Origin of the sequence: Cellulosimicrobium funkei (assembly GCF_004519295.1) — a bacterium.
In the GTDB taxonomy this organism is placed as follows: domain Bacteria; phylum Actinomycetota; class Actinomycetes; order Actinomycetales; family Cellulomonadaceae; genus Cellulosimicrobium; species Cellulosimicrobium funkei.
This window is the reverse complement of the sequence record NZ_SOZH01000004.1, coordinates 461,590-481,455: the sequence shown is the minus strand read 5'-3', so window position 1 is coordinate 481,455 and position 19,866 is coordinate 461,590. Positions and strand designations below refer to the sequence as shown.

Below are 19,866 nucleotides of genomic sequence, written 5' to 3'. Positions count from 1 at the left end.
CGACGACCGAGAGGAACACCGTGACCGACTCCTACGTCCAGGCCGTCAACTCCGGCTTCACGAAGACGCTCGCCAAGAAGCTCGGCCTCCCGCGCCCCGCGGTCCTGCGCCGCTTCCGCGCGGGCGACCCGCTCACCGTCGGGCCCGTGCTCGTGCTCGGCGGCACGCCCGGCGTGCGCGACGACGCCGACCTCGTCGCCGAGGCCCTGCTCGGCTGGGACCTCGACGTCCGCCAGACCCCGGACGACACGACCCGCTGGGGCGCGGTCGTCGTCGTGCTCAGCGGGATCGAGCGGCCGCAGGACGCGTCCGCGCCCGTCATGGCGCTCTCGGCGACGCTCCGACGTCTCGCGCCGAACGGCCGCGTCGTGACGATCTCCCGGGCCCCCGCCGACACCGACTCCCCCGAGCTCGCCGCCGCCCGCGAGGGCGTCGACGGGTTCCTGCGGTCCGTCGCCAAGGAGCTGCGCTACGGCGCGACCGCCAACGGCATCCAGGTGACCGACGACGCCCCTGTCGACAGCCCGAGCGTCCTCGCGACCCTCCGCTTCTTCCTGTCCGCCAAGTCCGCGTTCGTCGACGGCCAGCTCCTCCGGGTGGGCCCGAGCGCGACCGACGGCGCGGCGGGCACCTCCGCCGACCTCGACCAGCCGCTCGCCGGCAAGGTCGCCGTCGTCACGGGCGCGGCCCGCGGCATCGGGGCGCAGGTCGCCCGGACGCTCGCGCGCGACGGCGCGAAGGTCGTCGTGGTCGACGTGCCCGCGGCGGGCGAGGCGCTCGCCCGGGTCGCGAACGAGATCAAGGGCACGGCGCTGCAGCTCGACGTGACCGCCGACGACGCGGGTGCCCGGATCCTCGAGCACGCCCGCGCGCGGCACGGCGGGCTCGACGTCCTCGTGCACAACGCCGGCATCCTGCGCGACAAGCTGCTCGCCAACATGTCGCCCGACAAGTGGGACGCGGTGGTCGCGGTGAACCTCGCCGCGCAGCTGCGGATCACGGAGTACCTGCTCGGCGCGAACGGGTTCTCCTCCGCGCCGCGCGTCGTCTCGCTCGCCTCGACGAGCGGGATCGCGGGCAACCGCGGCCAGGCGAACTACGCGTTCTCGAAGGCGGGCGTCATCGGGCACACGCGCGCGTTCGCCCGCCTGCTCGCGGCGCCGGGCGGTCCGGGCGGGACGGCGAACGCCGTCGCGCCGGGCTTCATCGAGACGGACATGACGGCGTCGATCCCGTTCGTGCAGCGCGAGGTCGCGCGCCGCGTCGCGTCGCTCCAGCAGGGCGGCCAGCCCGTGGACGTGGCCGAGGCGATCGCGTTCCTCGCGTCGCCCGCGGCCGGGGGCGTCAACGGGCAGGTGCTGCGCGTGTGCGGGCAGAACGTGGTGGGCCGGTGACGGCGCCCGCGGGCGCCGCGGCGCGCGTCGAGACGCTGCCCGCCGTCCCGGGTCTGGGCGGCCTGTACGTGCGCGGGCTCGCGGCGTCGGGCCGGATCGCGGCGGCGCACCGGCTGCCCGTCCGGGGCGACCGGACGGAGCTCACGCTCCCGGACGTCACCTACCGGGTCGCGGCCGTCCCGACGGGCGACGACGCGGCGCCGGGCCACGTCGGCAGCGCCGCGCACCTCGCGCGGTACGCGCGGCTCGTGGGCGAGGCGCCGTCGGACGTCCTGCCCGCCGGGTACCTGCACGTGCTGGGGTTCCCGCTCGCGACGGCCGTCATGGTGCGGGCCGACTTCCCGCTCCCGCTGCTCGGCATGGTGCACCTCGCGAACTCGGTGTCCGTGCTGCGCCCGGTGCGGCTCGGGGACGCGCTCGAGGTCCGCGCGTGGGCGCAGGACCTGCGCCCGCACCGTCGCGGGGTCCAGGTGGACCTCGTCACCGAGGTCTCGGTGCTGCGCACGGACGACGAGCGCGCCGCGGGGAGCGGGCTGGCCGCGACGACGCTCGCCTACCGGGGCGTCTCGACGTACCTCGCGAAGGGCGCGTCCCTCCCGGGCGGCCCCGCCCCGGCCGACGCCGACGGCCCCGCCGCGTTCGTCCCGCCCCTGCCCACCGCGCGGTGGACGCTCGGGGCGGGGACGGGCCGCGCGTACGCGGCGGTGTCGGGCGACCGCAACCCGATCCACACCTCGGCGCTGGGCGCCAAGGCGTTCGGGTTCCCGCGGGCCATCGCGCACGGCATGTACACCGCGGCGCGGGCGCTCGCCGAGGCGGGCCCCGGTCGCGGCGACGCCTACGACTGGACCGTCACGTTCGCCAAGCCGGTGCTGCTGCCCGGCACGGTCGACGTCGCGCTGCGCCCGGCGGGCGACGTGCGCGCCGAGGTGCGGGACGCCGTCGGGCAGGTCGCGGCGGCCGTGCCCGACGGCGCGGGCGACCCGGGCACGGGCGTCGCCTACCAGGCGTGGGACGGCAAGGGCCGACTCCACCTCGCGGGCCGCGTCACGCCGCGCCCCTGACCTCGCCGCCGAGCACGGGGTTCTTGTCGTTCTCGAGCGCATGACGACACCTACCCCGTGCTCGACGCCGCGCAGGCTCGTGCTCGGCGGGACAGCCCCGTCAGGGGAGGCGGGCGAGCAGGCCGGCGCGGACGGTCGGCCACTCGTCGCGGAGGACCGAGAAGTAGGCGGTGTCCTGGCGGGAGCCGTCGGGCGCCACGCGGTGGCTGCGCAGGACGCCCTCCGGCACCGCGCCCAGGCGCCGGATCGCCCCGATGGACCGGCTGTTGCGGGCGTCGGCGCGGAGCGCGACACGCGCGACCCCGAGGTCCTCGAACGCGTGCCGCAGCAGGAGGTACTTGCAGGCCGGGTTCGTCGTCCCACCCCACCACTCGCGCGCGTAGAACGTGGACCCGAGCTCGACCCGGCCCTGCGACGGCACCCACTCGTAGAGCGACGTCGAGCCGCGGACCACGGCGTCGGCGGTCGCGCCGTCCGCACCGGGAGCGCTGGAGGCGCCCAGGACCGCGAACGCGAGCCGGCCCGGCGCGGCGACCGCGTCGCGCACGTAGCCCTCCATCGCCTCCGTGCCGCGCGGGACGGCGCTGGACATGCCCGCCCAGATGCCGTCGTCGACGAGGGCGCCGAGCGCCGGCGCGTGGGTCGCGGCGAGCGGTTCGAGACGGACGCCGAAGCCTTCGAGGACGGTGTCGTGCTGCACCCGCACATCCCACCACACCCCGGTGGCTCGACCGCGTGCGAACCCGGCCGACCGTGGTTACGGTCGAGAGGTACCGACGAGAGGAGCACCCATGGGACTCGGAGACAAGGCCAAGCACGCCGCCGAAGAGGCGGGTGGCAAGCTCAAGGAAGGCGCGGGCAAGCTCACGGACAACGAGCGGCTCGAGGCCGAGGGCCAGGGCGACCAGGCCAAGGCCAACGTCAAGCAGGCGGGCGACGACGTCAAGGACGCGTTCGACCGCTGACGTGCTCCACCGTTCTGCTCACGAGGGCTCCGCTCCGGCGGGGCCCTCGTGGCGTCTCCGGGGCCGTTCGCCCGGGATGCGACGCCCGGGACGCGACGGACGCGACGACTGGGAGCCGCGACGGTCAGGACGCGGCGAGCGGCCGGACGTCGGCCGACGGCGCCGGGGCGAGCACCGGCACGACGCGCGGGGCCGTGATCCGCGCGAGGAGACCCACCTCGACCCCGGGCCACTCGGGCGCGAGGATCGAGAACAGCACGGAGTCGGCGCGCGTCCCGTCGGGCGCGGTGCGGTGGCCGCGCATGACGCCCTCCTCGTGGGCGCCGAGACGGCGCATGGCCCCGAGCGAGCGCGCGTTGCGCGTGTCGACGCGGAAGCCGACCCGGTGCACGTCCCACGTCTCGAACGCGTGGCGCAGCAGCAGCCACTTCGCCACAGGGTTGACGAGGCTCCCCCACGTGGAGCGCGCGTAGAACGTGCGGCCCACCTCGACGCGGCGGTCGACGAGCGACAGGTCGCGGAACGCGGTGCTGCCGAGCACGGCGCCGGGCGCGCCGTCGGGGCCGACGGCGCGCACGACGAAGCCCGTGAGGTCCGGGGCCGCACGGGTCGCGGCCACGAGATCGGCCATCCCCGCGACCCCGTAGGGCAGGGGGATGCTCATCCCTGACCACATCGCCTCGTCGACGAGGCCGGCCAGCGTCTCAGCGTGCTCCAGGGCCAGCGGTTCCAGCCGGAAACCGTGCCCCGAGAGGACGACGTCGTGCAGCACAGCGCATATCAGAGCACACGCGGAACACCGCGCCAAGAGGGTCCGGCGACGCGGTGGACAACGCTCGGCGACGGTCCGGTGAACGGGCTCCGCCGTCGGCCGCCGACGCCGGTCAGACGGCCGGCCCGCAGCCCGCCGCGTCGGCGAGGAAGCCCGCCGCCGCGGTCGCGAAGAGCCCCTCCAGGCCGGACCCCACGGGGACCGGGCGGGGGTCGTCCACGACGGCCCAGCAGCCGTCGACGACCTCGTACCGGGTCGTCGGGCCCTGCTCGACGTACGCGCGCACGGCCTCGACGAGACGCACGACGTCCGCACCGGTCGTCCCGACGCCCACCGAGGCGCGGATCGCGCCCGCGTCGTAGCCGAGGCGCGCGAGCAGCGGGTGCGCGCAGAACCGGCCGTCGCGCACGCCGATGCCGTGCTCGGCCGAGAGGTAGGCGGCGACGAGGCCCGGGTCGTGGCCCTCGACGGCGAACGTCACGACGCCGACCGGGTCGACGGCGTCGTCCCACACGCGCACGACCCGGACACCCGGGACCGCCTCCAGGCCCGCGACGAGGGCCGCGCGGAGCGCCGCCTCGTGCGCGTGCAGGTCGGTCGGGTCGAGCGCGGCGAGCGCGTCGCACGCCGCCGCGAGCGCCGCGGCGCCCACCACGTTCGGCGAGCCGGCCTCGTGGCGTGCGGGCGCCGTCTGCCACTGGGTCCCGGTCACCGCGACCTGGCGCACGGCGCCGCCGCCCGCGAGGTAGGGGGTGCCCGCGTCGAGCCAGTCGCGCCGCCCGACGAGCGCCCCCGCGCCGAACGGCGCGTAGGTCTTGTGCCCCGAGAACGCGACGTAGTCGACGCCCGACGCGGCGAGCGAGAACCCGCGGTGCGGGACGAGCTGCGCGCCGTCGAGCACGACGCGCGCCCCGGCGTCGTGCGCGGCGCGGACGACCTCGGCGACGGGCAGGGACTCGCCCGTGACGTTGGAGGCGCCGGTCGCGGCGACGAGCGCGTACGGGAAGCGCGCGAGCTCGGTGCGCAGGCCCGAGAGCGTCTCCGCGACGGACGCGCCGCCCGCGAGGACCGTCGCGCCGCCGGCGCGCTGCCACGGCAGCAGGTTCGCGTGGTGCTCGACGTCGAGGACGAGCACGCGCCCGGGCGTGCCGTCCGCGTTCGCCGGGACGCAGCCCGCGAGCAGGTTGAGCGAGTCGGTCGTGTTGCGCGTGACGACCGTGACGTCGTCCTCGCGTGCGCCGACGAACGCACCGATCGTGCGGCGCGACGCCTCGTAGAGCGCCGTGGAGACCTGCGAGAGGTAGCCCGCGCCGCGGTGCACGCTCGCGTAGAGCGGCAGCACCTCGGTCACGCGGTCCGCGACCGAGCGCAGCGCCGGGGCCGAGGCCGCGACGTCGAGGTTCGCGTACGGCACGCTGCGGCCGTCGACGAGCGGGACGAGCGTGTCCCCGCCGACGACGGGCAGGAGCGCGGGCGCGTCGGCGAGCGCCGCGAGGTCAGGGGCCGGGGCGTCGGTGGGACACGAGACGTCCGCGAGAGCAGTCATGGCACAGTCCTCCAGGGTCGTCCGGGGAGAACCTCCCCGCGCTTGCCGCCCGCCGGTCGGCGTGCGGCCTGGTCGTCACCCGGGGCACCCCGCCGCGAGAGGAGGGTTGCCGGCCAGCAAACCGGGGTTTCGCGCTGGCACTCATGACCTGCGGACCAGGATGTCCGCGCGGACGGCGGCGTGTCAACCGGTGGTCAAGGCGTCTCGGATGGCGGGACGCAGCCCACGGGCGTCTCAAGGCGCCACCCCGACTCGTCGACCGCGAACGACTCGAGCACCTCCCCCGTGCCGGCGTCGAGCACGACGACCGAGTCGGCCGGCCACCGCGCCGGGTCGCCCGGCGGTGTCGCCGGCGGGCGCTGGAGGCGCACACCGCGCGTGTGGGCCTCGATCACCGCGCCCGTGCGGGTGCTCGCGAGCACGACCTCCGGGTGCGCGTCGGCGTAGGCGTCGCACGCCGCGCCGTTCCCGTCGGAGCTCCACCAGCCCTCGTACCCGCCGACCGTGTGATCGGCCAGGTCGACCGGCTCGCCCCGGTGCGCCGCGGCCCCGTCCGACGACGGCGGGGGCGGGTCGAGCCGCTCGCCGTCGGGCCGCTCGTCGTCGGGTCGCTCGCCCTCGGGGCGAACCGGGTGGACGGACGGCCGCTCCCCGGGCGTCCGCGCGGCATCGTCCCCGACGGGCCCCACGCTCACGACACCCTGCGGGGGCTCCTCCCCGCCGGACGCGGCCCACCACCAAGCGCCCGCCGCGACGACGACCGCCGCCACGCCCGCGCCCGCAGCGCGTGCTCGTCCCGTCTGCATCGACTCCCCCCGCCCGCCGGGACCCCCGCCCGGCCGCGCGGCCACGCTAGCGGAGCCGCGCGGCGTCGGGCACCCCTCACGGGCCGCTCCCCGAGACGGGCGTTCCGCACGTCGGACGCGTGGCGTACGATCCGAGCCAACCATCCGGAGCGGCCGAGTGACGTGGCACGTCGACGCCGCAGCAACCCCCCGGACCGCCTCGGCGGCCGGGCGCAGGGTGCTACTGCCACGATCGATGGAGGAGGACTCTCATGAGCGACCAGTCCCAGCAGGCGTCGGCACCCCGGCCGGCACCCCCCGAGGCGCGTCCCGCCGTCGGCTACGCCGGCGACCTCACCCCGCAGCAGGCGTGGGACCTGCTCGCGCGCGACGAGCGCGCCGTGCTCGTGGACGTCCGTACCGAGGGCGAGTGGCGCACCATCGGCGTGCCCGACGCCACGGAGCTCGGCCGCGACGTCCTGTTCGACGAGTGGGTGACCCCGGCGGGCCCCAACCCGCGGTTCCTCGACCGGCTCGTCGAGGCAGGTCTGACGCCCGGCGACGAGCGTCCCGTCGTGTTCCTGTGCCGCTCGGGCCAGCGGTCGATCGGCGCGGCGCGCGCGGCCACGGCTGCCGGGCTCGGGCCGTCGTACAACGTGCTCGAGGGCTTCGAGGGCGCCCAGGGGTTCTCGGGCCTGCGGGACGTCGAGGGCTGGAAGGTCCGCGGGCTGCCCACCACGACGTTCGACGAGGCCGCCCGGTGAGCGCGGTCGCGCCCGGCGGCTCCGGCCGCAAGCCCCTGCCCGTGAGCGCCCGTCCCGCGACGCTCGCCGTGCGCGGCGGCCACGCGCGCACCGAGTTCCAGGAGACCTCCGAGGCACTGTTCCTCACGCAGGGCTACACGTACGACCGTGCGGCGGACGCCGAGGCGGCGTTCAAGGGAGAGCTCGACCGGTTCGTCTACTCACGCTACGGCAACCCGACCGTGCACACGTTCGAGGAGCGCCTGCGCCTCCTGGAGGGTGCGGAGGCGTGCTACGCGACGGCGTCCGGCATGTCCGCCGTGTTCACTGCGCTCGCCGCGCTGGTGCGGTCCGGGTCGCGCATCGTCGCGGCGCGCGCGCTGTTCGGGTCGAGCCTCGTCATCTTCGACGAGATCTTCGCGAAGTGGGGCGTGCGGACGGACTACGTCGACGGCCACGTGCTGTCGCAGTGGGAGGAGGCGCTGTCCACCCCCGCGGACGTCGTGTTCTTCGAGACGCCGTCCAACCCCATGCAGGACATCGTCGACGCGCGGCGCGTGAGCGAGCTCGCGCACGCCGCCGGCGCGGTCGTCGTGCTCGACAACGTGTTCGCGACGCCGTTGCTGCAGCGGCCGCTCGAGCTCGGGGCCGACGTCGTCGTCTACTCGGCGACCAAGCACATCGACGGGCAGGGCCGCGTGCTCGGCGGCGCGATCCTCGGGACGGAGGAGTACGTCACCGGCCCGGTGCAGACCTTCATCCGCAACACCGGGCCGTCGCTCTCGGCGTTCAACGCGTGGGTGCTGCTCAAGGGCCTCGAGACGCTGCCCGTGCGCGTCGCCGCTCAGAACGCCGCGGCGGCGCAGGTCGCGGAGGCGCTGGAGCAGCTCCCCGGGATCGGCCGCGTGCGCTACCCGTTCCTCGCGTCGCACCCGCAGCGCGAGCTCGCGCGGTCGCAGCAGAGCGGCGGCGGGACCGTCGTGACGTTCGACCTCGCCGTGCCCGAGGGCACCGACCCCGAGACGGCGAAGAAGCGCGCGTTCACGTTCCTCGACGCGCTCCAGGTCGTCGACATCTCGAACAACCTCGGCGACGCGAAGTCCCTCGTCACGCACCCGGCCACCACGACCCACCGCAAGCTCGGCCCCGAGGGCCGCGCCGCCGTCGGGATCGCGGAGACGACCGTGCGCCTGTCGGTGGGCCTGGAAGACCCGCAAGACATCATCGAGGACGTCGAGCAAGCCCTGAACTCCTGACCCCCCCGCCTCCCGCCGAGCAGGCGGTTGTGGCCCGTCCCGACGTCGGGACGGGCCACAACCACCTGTTCAGCGGGCAGCAGGGGCCTGGTCGGCACCGGGGGCTTCCCCGGATCGGGTGGACCGGTCACGTGAGCTTTCGTAGCGTCGTCGGGTGCCCGACGCCCTCTTCGACGACCCCCGCCTCGCCGCCCTCTACGACCCGCTCGACCCGGACCGGTCCGACCTCGACGCCTACGTCGCGATCGTCGACGAGCTGGGCGCGCGCCGAGTGCTCGACGTCGGGTGCGGCACCGGGACGTTCGCGTGCCTGCTCGCGCAGCGCGGCGTCGAGGTGGTCGGCCTCGACCCGGCGGGTGCGTCGCTCGACGTCGCCCGCACGAAGCCGGGCGCCGAGCGCGTGCGCTGGCTGCACGGCGACGCGACGGCCCTCCCCCCGCTCCAGGTCGACCTCGCGACGATGACGGCGAACGTCGCGCAGGTGTTCCTCACCGACGACGCGTGGGCCGCGACGCTGCGGGGCGTCCACGACGCGCTCGCGCCGGGCGGGTGGCTGGTGCTCGAGACGCGCGTGCCCGCCCGTCGGGCCTGGGAGGGGTGGGTCCGCGAGGCGACGACCACGCGCGTGGACGTGCCCGACGTCGGCCCGGTCGAGTCGTGGACCGACCTCACCGACGTGTCGCTCCCCTTCGTGTCCTTCCACGACACGACCGTGCTGCCCGACGGCACCACGCTCCACTCCGACTCGACGCTGCGCTTCCGGGAGCGCGAGGAGGTCGAGACGTCGCTCGTGGCGTGCGGGTTCGAGGTCGTGGACGTCCGGGACGCGCCCGACCGCCCGGGTCGCGAGTGGGTGTTCGTCGCACGGCGCGGCTGAGAGAACGCCGACCGGTTCCGACGCGGGCGCTGGGTGCTCGGTCACGGGCACGATCAACCTGTGGAGGGCGGTTCGACGGTGTGGGTCGCACCTCGTAGATTCCTCGTAGCGCACGGCCACGGGCCGGGCACATGATCACGCCACCACCATCGACAGGGGTCCTCTTGCTGCACGTGCACCGCTCCGAGCGTGCCGAGGCGCTCGTGGCGCCGCTCGCCGCCGTGCTCGCGGAGGTCCCGGCGGACCCGTTCACGCCGGACGTCGTGGCGGTCCCGACGCGCGGGGTGGAGCGGTGGCTCGCGCAGCGGCTCTCGCACCACCTGGGCGCGGGCGAGACGGCGGGGATCTGCGCGAACGTGGATTTCCGGGGCCCGCGGCGGCTCGTCGAGCAGGTCGTGGCCGACCTCACGGACCTCGACCCCGACGACGACCCGTGGCGGCCCGAGCGGCTCGCGTGGTCGGTGCTCGAGGTGCTCGACGCGCACCTCGCCGAGCCCTGGGCGGCGCCGCTCGCGCGCTACGTCGGCGACCCGAGCGACGAGGTGCGGCGGGGCCGGCGGCTCACGCTCGCGCGACGGCTCGCGGACCTCCTGGTCGACTACGCCCGCCAGCGGCCCGAGGTCGTGCTCGCGTGGTCGGCCCCGGTCGCGGGGACCGCCGTCGCGCCGGACGACCTCGCGTGGCAGCCCGAGCTGTGGCGCCGCCTGGTGGAGCGCGTCCCGGCGACGGACCCGGCGCGGCGCGTGACGGAGGCGGTCGCGGCGCTGCGCGCGGACCCAGCGGCCGTCGACCTGCCGCCGCGGCTGTCCGTGTTCGGACCGACGCGGCTCCCCGAGGACGAGCTCCGGGTCCTGCGCGCGCTCGCCGCGCACCGCGACGTCCACCTGTGGCTCGTGCACCCCTCGCCGGCGCTGTGGGCGACGGTCGCCGCGTCCGCCGGCGACCCCTCCAAGGGCGACGCGGACCCGGGCTCGGACCGCGCGGGCGCGCCCGTCCGGCGTCGCGCGGACCTGCCGACGTTCGCGCGCCACCCGTTCCTCGCGTCCACCGGCCGGGACACGGTCGAGCTGCAGCTGCGGCTCGCCGCGGGCGAGGCGCGCGAGACCCACCACGAGGCGGCGCCCCCGCCACCGACCCTGCTCGGCGCGCTGCAGTCCGCGCTGCGGGCCGACGCACCGGACGGCACCCACGCGCTGGACCCGACGGACCGCTCCGTGCAGGTGCTCGCGTGCCACGGCCGCGCCCGGCAGGTCGAGGTGCTGCGCGAGACGCTCGTCGGCCTGTTCTCCGCCGACCCGACGCTCCAGGCGCGCGACGTCATCGTGCTGTGCCCCGACGTCGAGACGTTCGCGCCGCTCGTCACCGCGACCTTCGGCGCCGTCCCTGAGCTGGGCGACGACGCGCACCCCGGCCAGCGGCTGCGGGTCAGCCTCGCGGACCGCGGCGCCGGGACCACCAACCCCGTGCTCGCGCTGCTCGCCACGCTGCTGCGCCTCGCGGACGGCCGCGTCACGGCGTCCGAGGTGCTCGACCTCGCGGCGAGCGGCCCGGTCCGCCGCCGGTTCCGCTTCTCCGACGACGACGTCGACCGCCTGCGGCAGTGGGCCGTCGAGGCGGGGGTCCACTGGGGCGAGGACGGCGAGCGGCGTGCCCGCTTCGGGATCGACGAGCACGTGCGGCAGGGCACGTGGGACGCGGCGCTCGACCGCATCCTGCTCGGCGCCGCGATGGCCGACGAGGACGCCCGGTTCGTCGGGCCTGCGCTCCCGCTGGACGACATCGGCTCGACGGACGTGGACCTCGCGGGCCGGCTCGCGGAGCTCGTTGCGCGGCTCACGGAGATCCTGCGCGGCCTCGACGGCGTGCACCCGCTCGCGCACTGGCTCGACACCCTCGACCGCGCGCTCACGCTCCTGGCGGAGGCGCCGCCGACGGAGGCGTGGCAGATCGGCTCCGCGCGCCGCGTGCTGGGCGACGTCCGGGCGGCGGGTGCCGCGCACGGCGGCGTCGCGCTGCGGCTCGCGGACGTGCGGGCGCTGCTCGACGACCGCCTCGCCGGGCGCCCCACGCGCGCCGGGTTCCGCACGGGCGCGCTCACCGTGTGCTCGCTCGAGCCGATGCGCTCCGTGCCGCACCGGGTGGTCTGCCTCCTCGGGCTCGACGACGGCGTGTTCCCCCGCACCGCCGCGCCCGCGGGTGACGACCTGCTCGCCCGGCACCCCGAGATCGGCGAGCGCGACGCGCGCAGCGAGGACCGGCAGATCTTCCTCGACGCCGTCGCCGCGGCGGGCGACCACCTCGTCGTCGTGCACACGGGGGCCGACGAGCGCACCGGGGCGCCGCGCCCGCCCGCGGTGCCCGTGGCGGAGCTGCTCGACGCGCTGGACCGGGTGGCCACCACGGCCGACGGGCGCCCCGCGCGGGAGCAGGTCGTCGTGCAGCACCCGCTCCAGACGGTCGACGAGCGGAACTTCACGCCGGGCGCGCTCGGCGTCCCCGGACCGTTCAGCCACGACGACGCCGCGTTCGCCGGGGCCCGCCAGGCGCGCCAGAAGCGTGAGCCGGTCGGGGCCCTCGTCGGCGCACCGCTCTCGCTGCCGACCGGTGCCGCCGTCGGCTCCATCGAAGGACCGGGGTCGCCCACGGCGACCGGGGGCCGCGTGGACGTCGAGCTCGACGACCTGGTCCGCCTGCTCGAGAACGCGCCCCGCTGGTTCGCGCAGCACACGCTCGACGTGGGTCTCGTGCTGGAGGAGGAGGACGTCGAGGACCGGCTGCCCCTCTCCCTCACGGGGCTCGCGGGCTGGGGCGTGGGCGACCGCGTGCTGCGGGCCGCGCTCGCGGGCGTCGACCCGAACCGCGCGATGCAGGCCGAGTGGCGCCGCGGCCAGGTCCCGCCGCGCGAGCTCGGCCGGTCGGCGCTCCAGGAGGTCGTCCGGGCCGTGGGGCCGCTCCGGGTCGCGTCCGTCGAGGCCGCGCGCGAGGCCGACGTCGCGGCCGGTCGTCCCGTGAGCCAGGACGTGCTGAGCTCCGCCGAGACGGTCGACGTGCGAGCGACCCTCCCGGACGGCGGCACGCTCGTCGGCAGCGTGCCGGGCGTGCACGGCGCGCGCGTGGTGCGTACGGAGTACTCGCGGCTCGGGCCGAAGCACCGGCTGCGCGCCTGGGTGCAGGCGCTCGCGCTGCGCGTGAGCGACCCGGACCGCCCGTGGGACGCCGTCGCGATCGGCCGATCGCCCCGCGGCCCGGGGGTCGCGTGGTCGACGCTCACGCCGCCCGACCGCGACACGGCGGCCGCCGTGCTGGCCGACCTCGTGGCCCTGCGCGACGAGGCCGCCCGCGAGCCCCTGCCGCTGCTGCCCGAGGTCGCGCTCCGCTACGCCGAGGAGCGGCGCACCACCGACGCGCGCGACGCCCTGATGCGCGCCGGGTGGGCGTGGAACAAGGGCTTCGAGCGCAAGGACCCGTACGTCGTGCTCGCGTGGGGCCAGGACCCGGCGCTCCCCGACCTCGCGGGCCACGCGACGACCGCCGACCTGGGCCGCTTCCCCGACGACCCGACCCGCCTCGGCGCGCTCGCGCGCCGCGTGTGGGACCCCCTGCTGGAGCACGAGCTGCGAGGTGCGCGATGAGCGGCCCGACGTCCGCACCCGCCACGCCCGCCGCGGCGTCCGGACCCGCGGTGCCCGGACCCGTCGCGGGGAGCCCGCGGCGCTTCGACCCGTTCGGCGACCTGCCGCGCGGGACGGTCGTGCTCGAGGCGAGCGCCGGCACGGGCAAGACGCACACCATCGCGACCCTCACCACGCGCTACGTCGCCGAGGGCGTGGCGGCGCTGCCCGAGATCATGCTCGTGACGTTCGGCCGGGCCGCGACGTCGGAGCTGCGCGACCGCGTGCGCGAGCGCCTCGTCGCGACCGAGCGCGCGCTGCGCGGCCACGACCCGGCGCACAGCGCCGACGAGCTCGTCACGTTCCTCGCCGCGGTCGACGCCGACGAGCTCGCCCGCCGTCGCGAGCGCCTGCGCGTCGCGCTGTCCCAGCTCGACGCCGCGACGATCACGACGACGCACGGGTTCTGCCAGCAGATGCTCACCGCGCTCGGGACGGCGGCCGACGTCGACCTCGCGACGAGCTTCCTGCCCGACGTGGCCGACCTCGTCGAGGAGGTCACGGACGACCTGTACGTGCGGCGGTTCGCCGACCAGAGCGAGCCGATCCTCTCGCCGCGCGACGTGCGCGCGGTCGCCCGCGCGGCGGTGAGCGACCACGGGGCGGTGGTCGCGCCGTCGGACGCGGCCGAGGGCTCGGTGGCCGCGGCGCGGTACGAGGTCGCCGTCGCCGCCCGCCGCGAGGTGGAGGCGCGCAAGCGGGCGATGCACCTGCTCGACTACGACGACCTCCTCGTCCTGCTGCGACGCGCCCTCACCGACCCGGAGCACGGTGCGACGGCGACGCAGCGCGTCCGGTCGAGGTTCCGCGTCGTCATGGTGGACGAGTTCCAGGACACGGACCCCGAGCAGTGGGCGATCCTGCGCACCGCGTTCCACGGGCGGCCCGACGAGAGCAGCGCGCTCGTCCTCATCGGGGACCCCAAGCAGGCGATCTACGCGTTCCGCGGCGCGGACGTCGTGACGTACCTGCAGGCCGTCGAGGACGCGACGGACACCGCGACGCTCAGCACGAGCTGGCGCAGCGACGGCCCGCTCCTCGCGGGCCTGCACGCGCTGCTCGGCGAGACGGCGCTCGGCGACCCGCGCATCGTCGTGCGTCCGGTCGACGCGGCGCACCCCGAGGCACGGTTCTCCGGCGGCGCGCCGGTGCGGCTGCGGCAGGTGACGCGCCGCGCCTACCGGCTGGGCGCCTCGTCGGCGCCGTCGGCCCCGGACGCGCGCGGCCTGCTCGCGAAGGACGTCGCGGCCGACGTCGCGAGCCGTCTCGGCACCGCGTCCGGCGGGGGCGACCGCGTGCGCGACGACGCCGGCGGGGCGGCGAGCGACGCGGCGCGCTGGCGCCCGCTCGAGCCGCGCGACGTCGCCGTGCTGACGCGCACGAACGCGCAGGCCGAGGCGGTGCGCTCGGCGCTCGTCGCGCTGGGCGTGCCCGCGGTCGTCTCCGGGCCGTCGAGCGTGTTCGGGTCGGCCGCGGCGCAGGACTGGCTCACGCTCCTCGCGGCGCTGGAGCAGCCGGGCCTCCACCGGCGCGCGACGGCGCTCGCCCTCACCCCGTTCGTCGGCTGGGACGCGCAGCGCCTCGCGACGGCGGACGACGCGGACCACGACGAGCTCGGCGACACGGTCCGGGCCTGGGCGCACCTGCTCGCCGACCGGGGCGTGGCCGCGGTCGCGGAGGTCGCCGCACGGCGCGGGGCGACGGCCCGTGTCATGGCGCGCGCCGACGGCGAGCGCTACCTCACCGACCTGCGCCACGTCACGCATGCGCTGCACGAGGCCGCGACGACCGAGGGGCTCGGCACGGCCGCGCTCACGGCCTGGCTCCGGACCCGGATCGCCGAGGTCGGGACGGTCTTCACCGACGAGCGCACCCGCCGTCTCGAGACCGACGCCGCCGCCGTGCAGGTCGTCACCGTGCACGCCGCGAAGGGTCTGGAGTTCGGCGTCGTCTACGTCCCGTTCGGGTGGGAGCGGTTCGAGCCCGACGACCAGGAGCTGTTCGCGTTCCACGACGACCACGGGCAGCGCGTGCTGCACCTCGGCGGGGTCGGCTCCCCCGGGTTCGTGGACGCCAAGGCGCGCTGGCGCGACGAAGAGCTCGGCGAGGACCTGCGCCTGCTGTACGTGGCGCTCACCCGGGCTCGGCACCAGGTCGTCGTGCACTGGACCCCCACGAAGCGCAGCACGGGATCGGGACCGCTCACCCGCCTCCTGCTCGCCGACCGGATGCTCGGCGGCGAGCCCGGGCGCCACGCACGGCCCGACGCGATGCGCGACGACGCCGTCCGGTCCGCGTTCGAGGCGGTCGCGGCGCGGTCGGGCGGGACGGTCGTCGTCGAGCAGGTCGACGCCCGGCCGAAGGGCGAGCCCTGGTCGCCCGGCACCCGGTCGGGCACGGACCTCGCGCTCGCGACCGCGGTCCACCTCCCGGACCGCGACTGGCGGCGGGCGTCGTACTCGGCCCTGACCGCGGCCGCGCACCACGGCCCGGTCGGCGGGATCGAGAGCGAGCCCGAGGACCCGGGCGTGCAGGACGAGCCGGAGGAGACCACCGACGACGACACCGCCGCGCCCTCGGCCCCGGCCTCGACCCCACGCCCCGGCGCGGACGTGCCGTCCCCGTACGAGGGGCAGCCGGGCGGCACCGCGTTCGGCACGCTCGTGCACGAGATCCTCGAGTACGTCGACACCGCGGCCGACGACCTCGACGCCGAGGTGCGCGCCCGCTGTGCGCAGGCGGCGACGGTCCGCGTGCCGGGCGTCGAGCCCGTCGCGCTCGCGACGGCGCTCGGCCTGTCGCTGCGCACGCCGCTCGGCCCGATCGCGGGCGGGCTCACGCTCGCCGACGTCGACCCGCGGGACCGGCTGCCCGAGCTCGAGTTCGAGCTCCCGCTCGCCGGGGGCGACGAGACGGAGGGCGTGCGTCCCGCGACGCTGCGCGACCTCGCGGACGTCCTGCGGGCGCACCTGCCCGCCGACGACGCGTTCGCCCGATACCCCGACCTCCTGGCGGCGCTGGCCGACGAGTCCGAGACGGGCACGAGCACCGGCGGCGTCCCGCTGCGCGGCTACCTCACGGGCTCGATCGACGCCGTGCTGCGCGTGCCCGCCCCGGGTCCCGACGGCGCTCCGGACGGGGATCCGGGCGGCCGCCACCGGTACCTGGTCGTCGACTACAAGACGAACCGCGTCGGGCCGCCCGGGGTCCCGCTCGCCGTGGGCGACTACCACCCCGACGCCATGCGCGACGCGATGCTCGCCTCGCACTACCCGCTGCAGCTCGTGCTCTACCTCGTCGCGCTCCACCGCTACCTGCGGTGGCGCGTGCGCGACTACGACCCGGACCGCGACCTCGCCGGTGGGGCGTACCTCTTCGTGCGCGGCATGGCCGGCCCGGACACGCCCCGCGGCCCCGACGGCACCCCGTACGGCGTCGTCGCCTGGAGCCCGCCGCCCGGGCTCGTCGTCGCCCTGTCCGCCCTGCTCGACGGAGGTCGCGCATGACCACGACCACTCCCGGGTCGGCGCTCCGGCCCACCGCTCCTCCTGCGGGCGACGTGGTCGACGAGGGCGACCCGCGGCTCGCCGTCGGCGTGCCGGCGGGCCTGGCGCCGTTCAACGTCGCGCGCGTGGTCTCGGCCGCCGACGTGCGCGTCGCGCTGCGGCTCGGCCGGCTCACGGGCGAGCACGACGACCAGGTGCTGCTCGCCGTCGCGCTCGCCGTCCGTGCCGTGCGCAGCGGCTCCGTGTGCGTGCGCCTCGACGACCTCGGCTCCCTGGCGCTGCCCGAGGACGAGGAGGCCGCCCGGACCGACGCCGCGGACCTGCCGTGGCCGGACCGCGCCGCGTGGGCCGGCGCGGTCGCGCGCAGCCCGCTGGTCGCCGTCGGGGTCGACGGCGCGCCCGACAGGCCCGCGCGCTGGGTCGGGGGCGCGCTGTACCTCGACCGCTACTGGCGCGACGAGCTCGCGGTCCGGCACGACGTCGACGGTCGGCTCGCGGCGCCCGACCTGCCGGTCGACGCCGACCGCCTCGACGTCGCGCTGGCCCGCCTCTTCCCCGCGGCGGAGGACACGCGGCAGCGGCTCGCCGCCGCGCACGCCGCCACGCGCCGGCTCACCGTCCTCACGGGTGGCCCCGGCACGGGCAAGACGACGACGGTCGCGCGGCTGCTCGCCGTCCTGCACGACGCCGTCCCGCACGACGCTGCCCGCCCCGCGACCGCGGCGGCGCCCGCTCCGTCGCGCGCGGGGGCGAACGTCCCGGCCGACCAGGGCACGGCGCTGCGCGTCGCGCTCGCCGCCCCGACCGGGAAGGCGGCCGCACGGCTCCAGGAGGCGGTGCGCGAGGTCGTCGCCGGGTTCGGCGACGCCGCCGACCGCGCGCGCGTCGGGACGCCCGTCGCGACGACGCTGCACCGCCTGCTCGGGTACCGGCCGGGCAGCAGCACGCGGTTCCGCCACGACGCGCACCACCACCTGCCGCACGACGTCGTCGTCGTCGACGAGACGTCGATGGTCGCGCTGCCGCTCATGGCGCGGCTGCTCGAGGCGCTGCGGCCCGACGCGCGGCTCGTGCTCGTCGGGGACCCGGACCAGCTCGCCTCGGTGGAGGCCGGTGCCGTGCTCGGCGACCTCGTGCACCGCGAGCCCGTCACGCCCCCGGCCACCGCACCGGTCGTGCTCGCGGCGGCCGAGACCGCGCTGGCCGACGCGCCGCCGCCCGCCGACGGCGAGGTCGACGACCGGGCGGTGCTCGGCAACGGCGTCGTCCGGCTGCGCACCGTCCACCGTCAGGACCGCGACTCGGAGATCCTGCCGCTCGCTGCCGCGATCCGGGCCGAGGACGCAGAGGCGACGCTCGCCCTGCTGCGCGCGGGGCACGGGTCCGTGGAGTTCCTCGAGACGCCCGACGACGAGCCGGACGACGCGGTGCTGGCTGCGGTCCGCGCGGACGCCGTCGCGGCGGGGACCCTGCTCGTCGAGGCCGCGCGCGCCGGGGACGCCGCCGCCGCGCTCGACGCGCTCGCGCGGCACCGCGTCATGGTGGCGCACCGGCGCGGGCCCGCGGGGCGCGGCCGGTGGGCGGCGCAGGTCGAGGCGTGGGTCGAGGAGGCGACCGGCCACCACACGACCGACTCCCCGTGGGTCGCCGGGCGGCCCCTGCTCGTCACGACGAACGACGCCGAGGTCGGCCTCTACAACGGCGACACCGGCGTGCTCGTCGCGGAGCCCTCGGGCGGGGTCGTCGCCGTGTTCGGGGACCCGCGCGCGCCGCTGCGCGTGCGCACGCACCGGCTGCCGCCCGTGGAGACCGTGCACGCCATGACGGTCCACCGCGCGCAGGGCAGCCAGTTCGACCGCGTCACGCTCGTCCTGCCGCCCGCGACCTCGCCGCTGCTCACGCGCGAGCTGCTGTACACGGCGGTGACGCGCGCGCAGTCGTTCGTGCGCGTCGTCGGCTCCGAGGACGCCGTGCGCACCGCGGTGACGAGCCCGGTCCACCGGGCGAGCGGGCTGCGGACTCCGCTGCCCGGCGGTCAGTCCTCGGTGCGCTCCGCCTGATCGCGCTCGCGCAGCTCCTTGAGTCGGCCCCAGGGCACGAGCACGATCCAGGCGACGGACGCGACGGCGGCGCCCATGATCAGCGAGGGGACGTCCATGACGACCATCCTGGCAGGCGTGCGCAGTCGCCCCGGGGAATGAGGCACGGGGGTGGCCGGTTGGCACCAGGGTGAGCACCCAGACCCCCCGCCTGTCCGTCCTCGACCTCGTGCCCGTCCGCTCGGGCCAGTCCAGCACCCAGGCGGTGCGAGCGTCGCTCGACCTGGTCCGCCTCGCCGACCGGCTCGGCTTCGAGCGCTACTGGTTCGCCGAGCACCACAACATGCCCGCGGTCGCGGCCTCGACCCCGCCCGTCATGATCGCCGCGGCGGCGTCGGTGACGGACCGGATCCGCGTCGGCTCGGGCGGCGTCATGCTGCCCAACCACGCGCCGCTCGTCGTGGCCGAGCAGTTCGCCGCGCTCGAGGCGATCGCCCCCGGACGGGTCGACCTCGGCCTGGGCCGTGCGCCCGGCTCGGACCCGGTGGTCACCCAGCTGCTGCGCATCACCGGCCCCACGGCCGACGTCGACCGCTTCCCCCAGCACGTGACGGACATCCTCGCGCTCATGAGCCCGCAGGGCGCGACGCTGCGCCTCACGAGCGGGCAGGTCTACGACGTGCACGCGACGCCCGCCGCGGACGGCACCCCGACGGTCTGGCTGCTCGGGTCGAGCGACTACTCCGCGCGCCTCGCGGCCGAGCTCGGCCTGCCGTACGTGTTCGCGAACCACTTTTCGGGCCAGGGCATCGACGAGATCCTCGCCCTGTACCGCGAGGGCTACCGCCCGAGCGAGGCGTTCCCCGAGCCCCGCACGTTCCTCACCCTCAACGCCGTCGTCGCGGAGACCGACGACGAGGCGCGCGCCCGGGCCCTCCCCCAGGCCCGCATGATGGCGCGCCTGCGCACCGGGCAGGCGCTCACCGCGCTCGAGACCGTCGAGGAGGCGCAGGCCGCGCCGCTCGACGGCGCGGCCGGGCAGATGGTCGAGGACAGCCTGCGCCGCTGGGCCGTCGGGACGCCCGACGCTGCGGCGGCCGAGGTCCGTCGGCTCGCCGAGCGCCACGGCGTGGACGAGGTCATGGTCGTGCCCGTCGCCGCGTCCCGTGCGGACGAGGCGCTCGACGCGACGCCGGGCCGCGCGCGCACGCTCGAGCTCCTCGCGGGAGAGCTCGCCGTCTGACCCTC

15 protein-coding genes and 1 riboswitch are annotated in these 19,866 nt (G+C 76.9%); of the genes, 10 read left to right on the top strand and 5 right to left on the bottom strand.

Annotation, left to right across the window (positions count from 1 at the left end):
- Window positions 1–20 precede the first annotated feature (20 nt).
- Both E1O70_RS08065 and E1O70_RS08060 read left to right on the top strand, forming a co-directional pair.
- A complete protein-coding gene (locus E1O70_RS08065; protein ID WP_061267124.1) occupies window positions 21–1,394 on the top strand; it encodes a 3-oxoacyl-ACP reductase in 1,374 nt (457 codons plus the stop codon).
- Complete coding sequence (locus E1O70_RS08060) at window positions 1,391–2,458, top strand: MaoC family dehydratase (protein ID WP_061267125.1); 1,068 nt, start codon at window positions 1,391–1,393, stop codon at window positions 2,456–2,458. The genes E1O70_RS08065 and E1O70_RS08060 overlap by 4 nt, the downstream gene beginning before the upstream one ends.
- 100 nt (window positions 2,459–2,558) lie before the next feature.
- Here the strand turns inward: E1O70_RS08060 and E1O70_RS08055 are convergent, their stop codons facing one another.
- Complete coding sequence (locus E1O70_RS08055) at window positions 2,559–3,158, bottom strand: GNAT family N-acetyltransferase (RefSeq protein ID WP_061267191.1); 600 nt, start codon at window positions 3,156–3,158, stop codon at window positions 2,559–2,561.
- A gap of 91 nt (window positions 3,159–3,249) precedes the next feature.
- Here E1O70_RS08055 and E1O70_RS08050 point away from each other — a divergent pair, with 91 nt between their 5' ends.
- On the top strand, window positions 3,250–3,423 hold the full coding sequence (locus E1O70_RS08050) for a CsbD family protein (RefSeq protein WP_034652831.1): 174 nt from the start codon (window positions 3,250–3,252) through the stop codon (window positions 3,421–3,423).
- 124 nt (window positions 3,424–3,547) lie between these two features.
- Here the strand turns inward: E1O70_RS08050 and E1O70_RS08045 are convergent, their stop codons facing one another.
- The 3 genes from E1O70_RS08045 to E1O70_RS08035 form a co-directional block, all read right to left on the bottom strand.
- On the bottom strand, window positions 3,548–4,195 hold the full coding sequence (locus E1O70_RS08045) for a GNAT family N-acetyltransferase (RefSeq protein ID WP_082774310.1): 648 nt from the start codon (window positions 4,193–4,195) through the stop codon (window positions 3,548–3,550).
- A gap of 112 nt (window positions 4,196–4,307) precedes the next feature.
- The gene (locus E1O70_RS08040; RefSeq protein WP_061267126.1) at window positions 4,308–5,741 is read right to left on the bottom strand and encodes an aminotransferase class V-fold PLP-dependent enzyme; all 1,434 of its coding nucleotides are present in this window, start codon (window positions 5,739–5,741) and stop codon (window positions 4,308–4,310) included.
- Between the two features lie 33 nt (window positions 5,742–5,774).
- A riboswitch (SAM riboswitch) is annotated at window positions 5,775–5,890 on the bottom strand.
- A 45-nt stretch (window positions 5,891–5,935) separates the two neighbouring features.
- The gene (locus E1O70_RS08035) at window positions 5,936–6,547 is read right to left on the bottom strand and encodes a hypothetical protein (RefSeq protein WP_128957621.1); all 612 of its coding nucleotides are present in this window, start codon (window positions 6,545–6,547) and stop codon (window positions 5,936–5,938) included.
- A gap of 251 nt (window positions 6,548–6,798) precedes the next feature.
- Here E1O70_RS08035 and E1O70_RS08030 point away from each other — a divergent pair, with 251 nt between their 5' ends.
- From E1O70_RS08030 to recD, 6 genes are all read left to right on the top strand, one after another.
- A complete protein-coding gene (locus E1O70_RS08030; protein WP_082774311.1) occupies window positions 6,799–7,290 on the top strand; it encodes a rhodanese-like domain-containing protein in 492 nt (163 codons plus the stop codon).
- Window positions 7,287–8,525, top strand: coding sequence for an O-succinylhomoserine sulfhydrylase (locus E1O70_RS08025; protein WP_061267128.1), 1,239 nt, complete (start codon window positions 7,287–7,289; stop codon window positions 8,523–8,525). Before E1O70_RS08030 ends, E1O70_RS08025 begins: the two co-directional genes overlap by 4 nt.
- A gap of 154 nt (window positions 8,526–8,679) precedes the next feature.
- Window positions 8,680–9,402: a class I SAM-dependent methyltransferase gene (locus tag E1O70_RS08020; protein ID WP_061267129.1), complete on the top strand. Its 723-nt coding sequence runs from the start codon at window positions 8,680–8,682 to the stop codon at window positions 9,400–9,402.
- A gap of 173 nt (window positions 9,403–9,575) precedes the next feature.
- A complete protein-coding gene (recC, locus tag E1O70_RS08015) occupies window positions 9,576–13,034 on the top strand; it encodes an exodeoxyribonuclease V subunit gamma (RefSeq protein WP_240696646.1) in 3,459 nt (1,152 codons plus the stop codon).
- Entirely contained in the window at window positions 13,031–16,579 is a 3,549-nt protein-coding gene (locus E1O70_RS08010) for a UvrD-helicase domain-containing protein (protein WP_082774312.1), read from the top strand. Before recC ends, E1O70_RS08010 begins: the two co-directional genes overlap by 4 nt.
- Window positions 16,576–18,639: an exodeoxyribonuclease V subunit alpha gene (recD, locus tag E1O70_RS08005; protein ID WP_082774313.1), complete on the top strand. Its 2,064-nt coding sequence runs from the start codon at window positions 16,576–16,578 to the stop codon at window positions 18,637–18,639. The genes E1O70_RS08010 and recD overlap by 4 nt, the downstream gene beginning before the upstream one ends.
- Here recD and E1O70_RS20565 read toward each other — a convergent pair.
- Window positions 18,615–18,737, bottom strand: a complete 123-nt coding sequence (locus E1O70_RS20565) for a hypothetical protein (RefSeq protein ID WP_255218739.1) — start codon at window positions 18,735–18,737, stop codon at window positions 18,615–18,617. The genes recD and E1O70_RS20565 overlap by 25 nt on opposite strands.
- 71 nt (window positions 18,738–18,808) lie before the next feature.
- Between E1O70_RS20565 and E1O70_RS08000 the strand changes: the two genes are divergently transcribed.
- Window positions 18,809–19,861 carry an LLM class flavin-dependent oxidoreductase gene (locus tag E1O70_RS08000; RefSeq protein ID WP_061267132.1) on the top strand — a complete coding sequence of 351 codons (1,053 nt, stop codon included), beginning with the start codon at window positions 18,809–18,811 and terminating at the stop codon, window positions 19,859–19,861.
- Window positions 19,862–19,866: the final 5 nt, after the last annotated feature.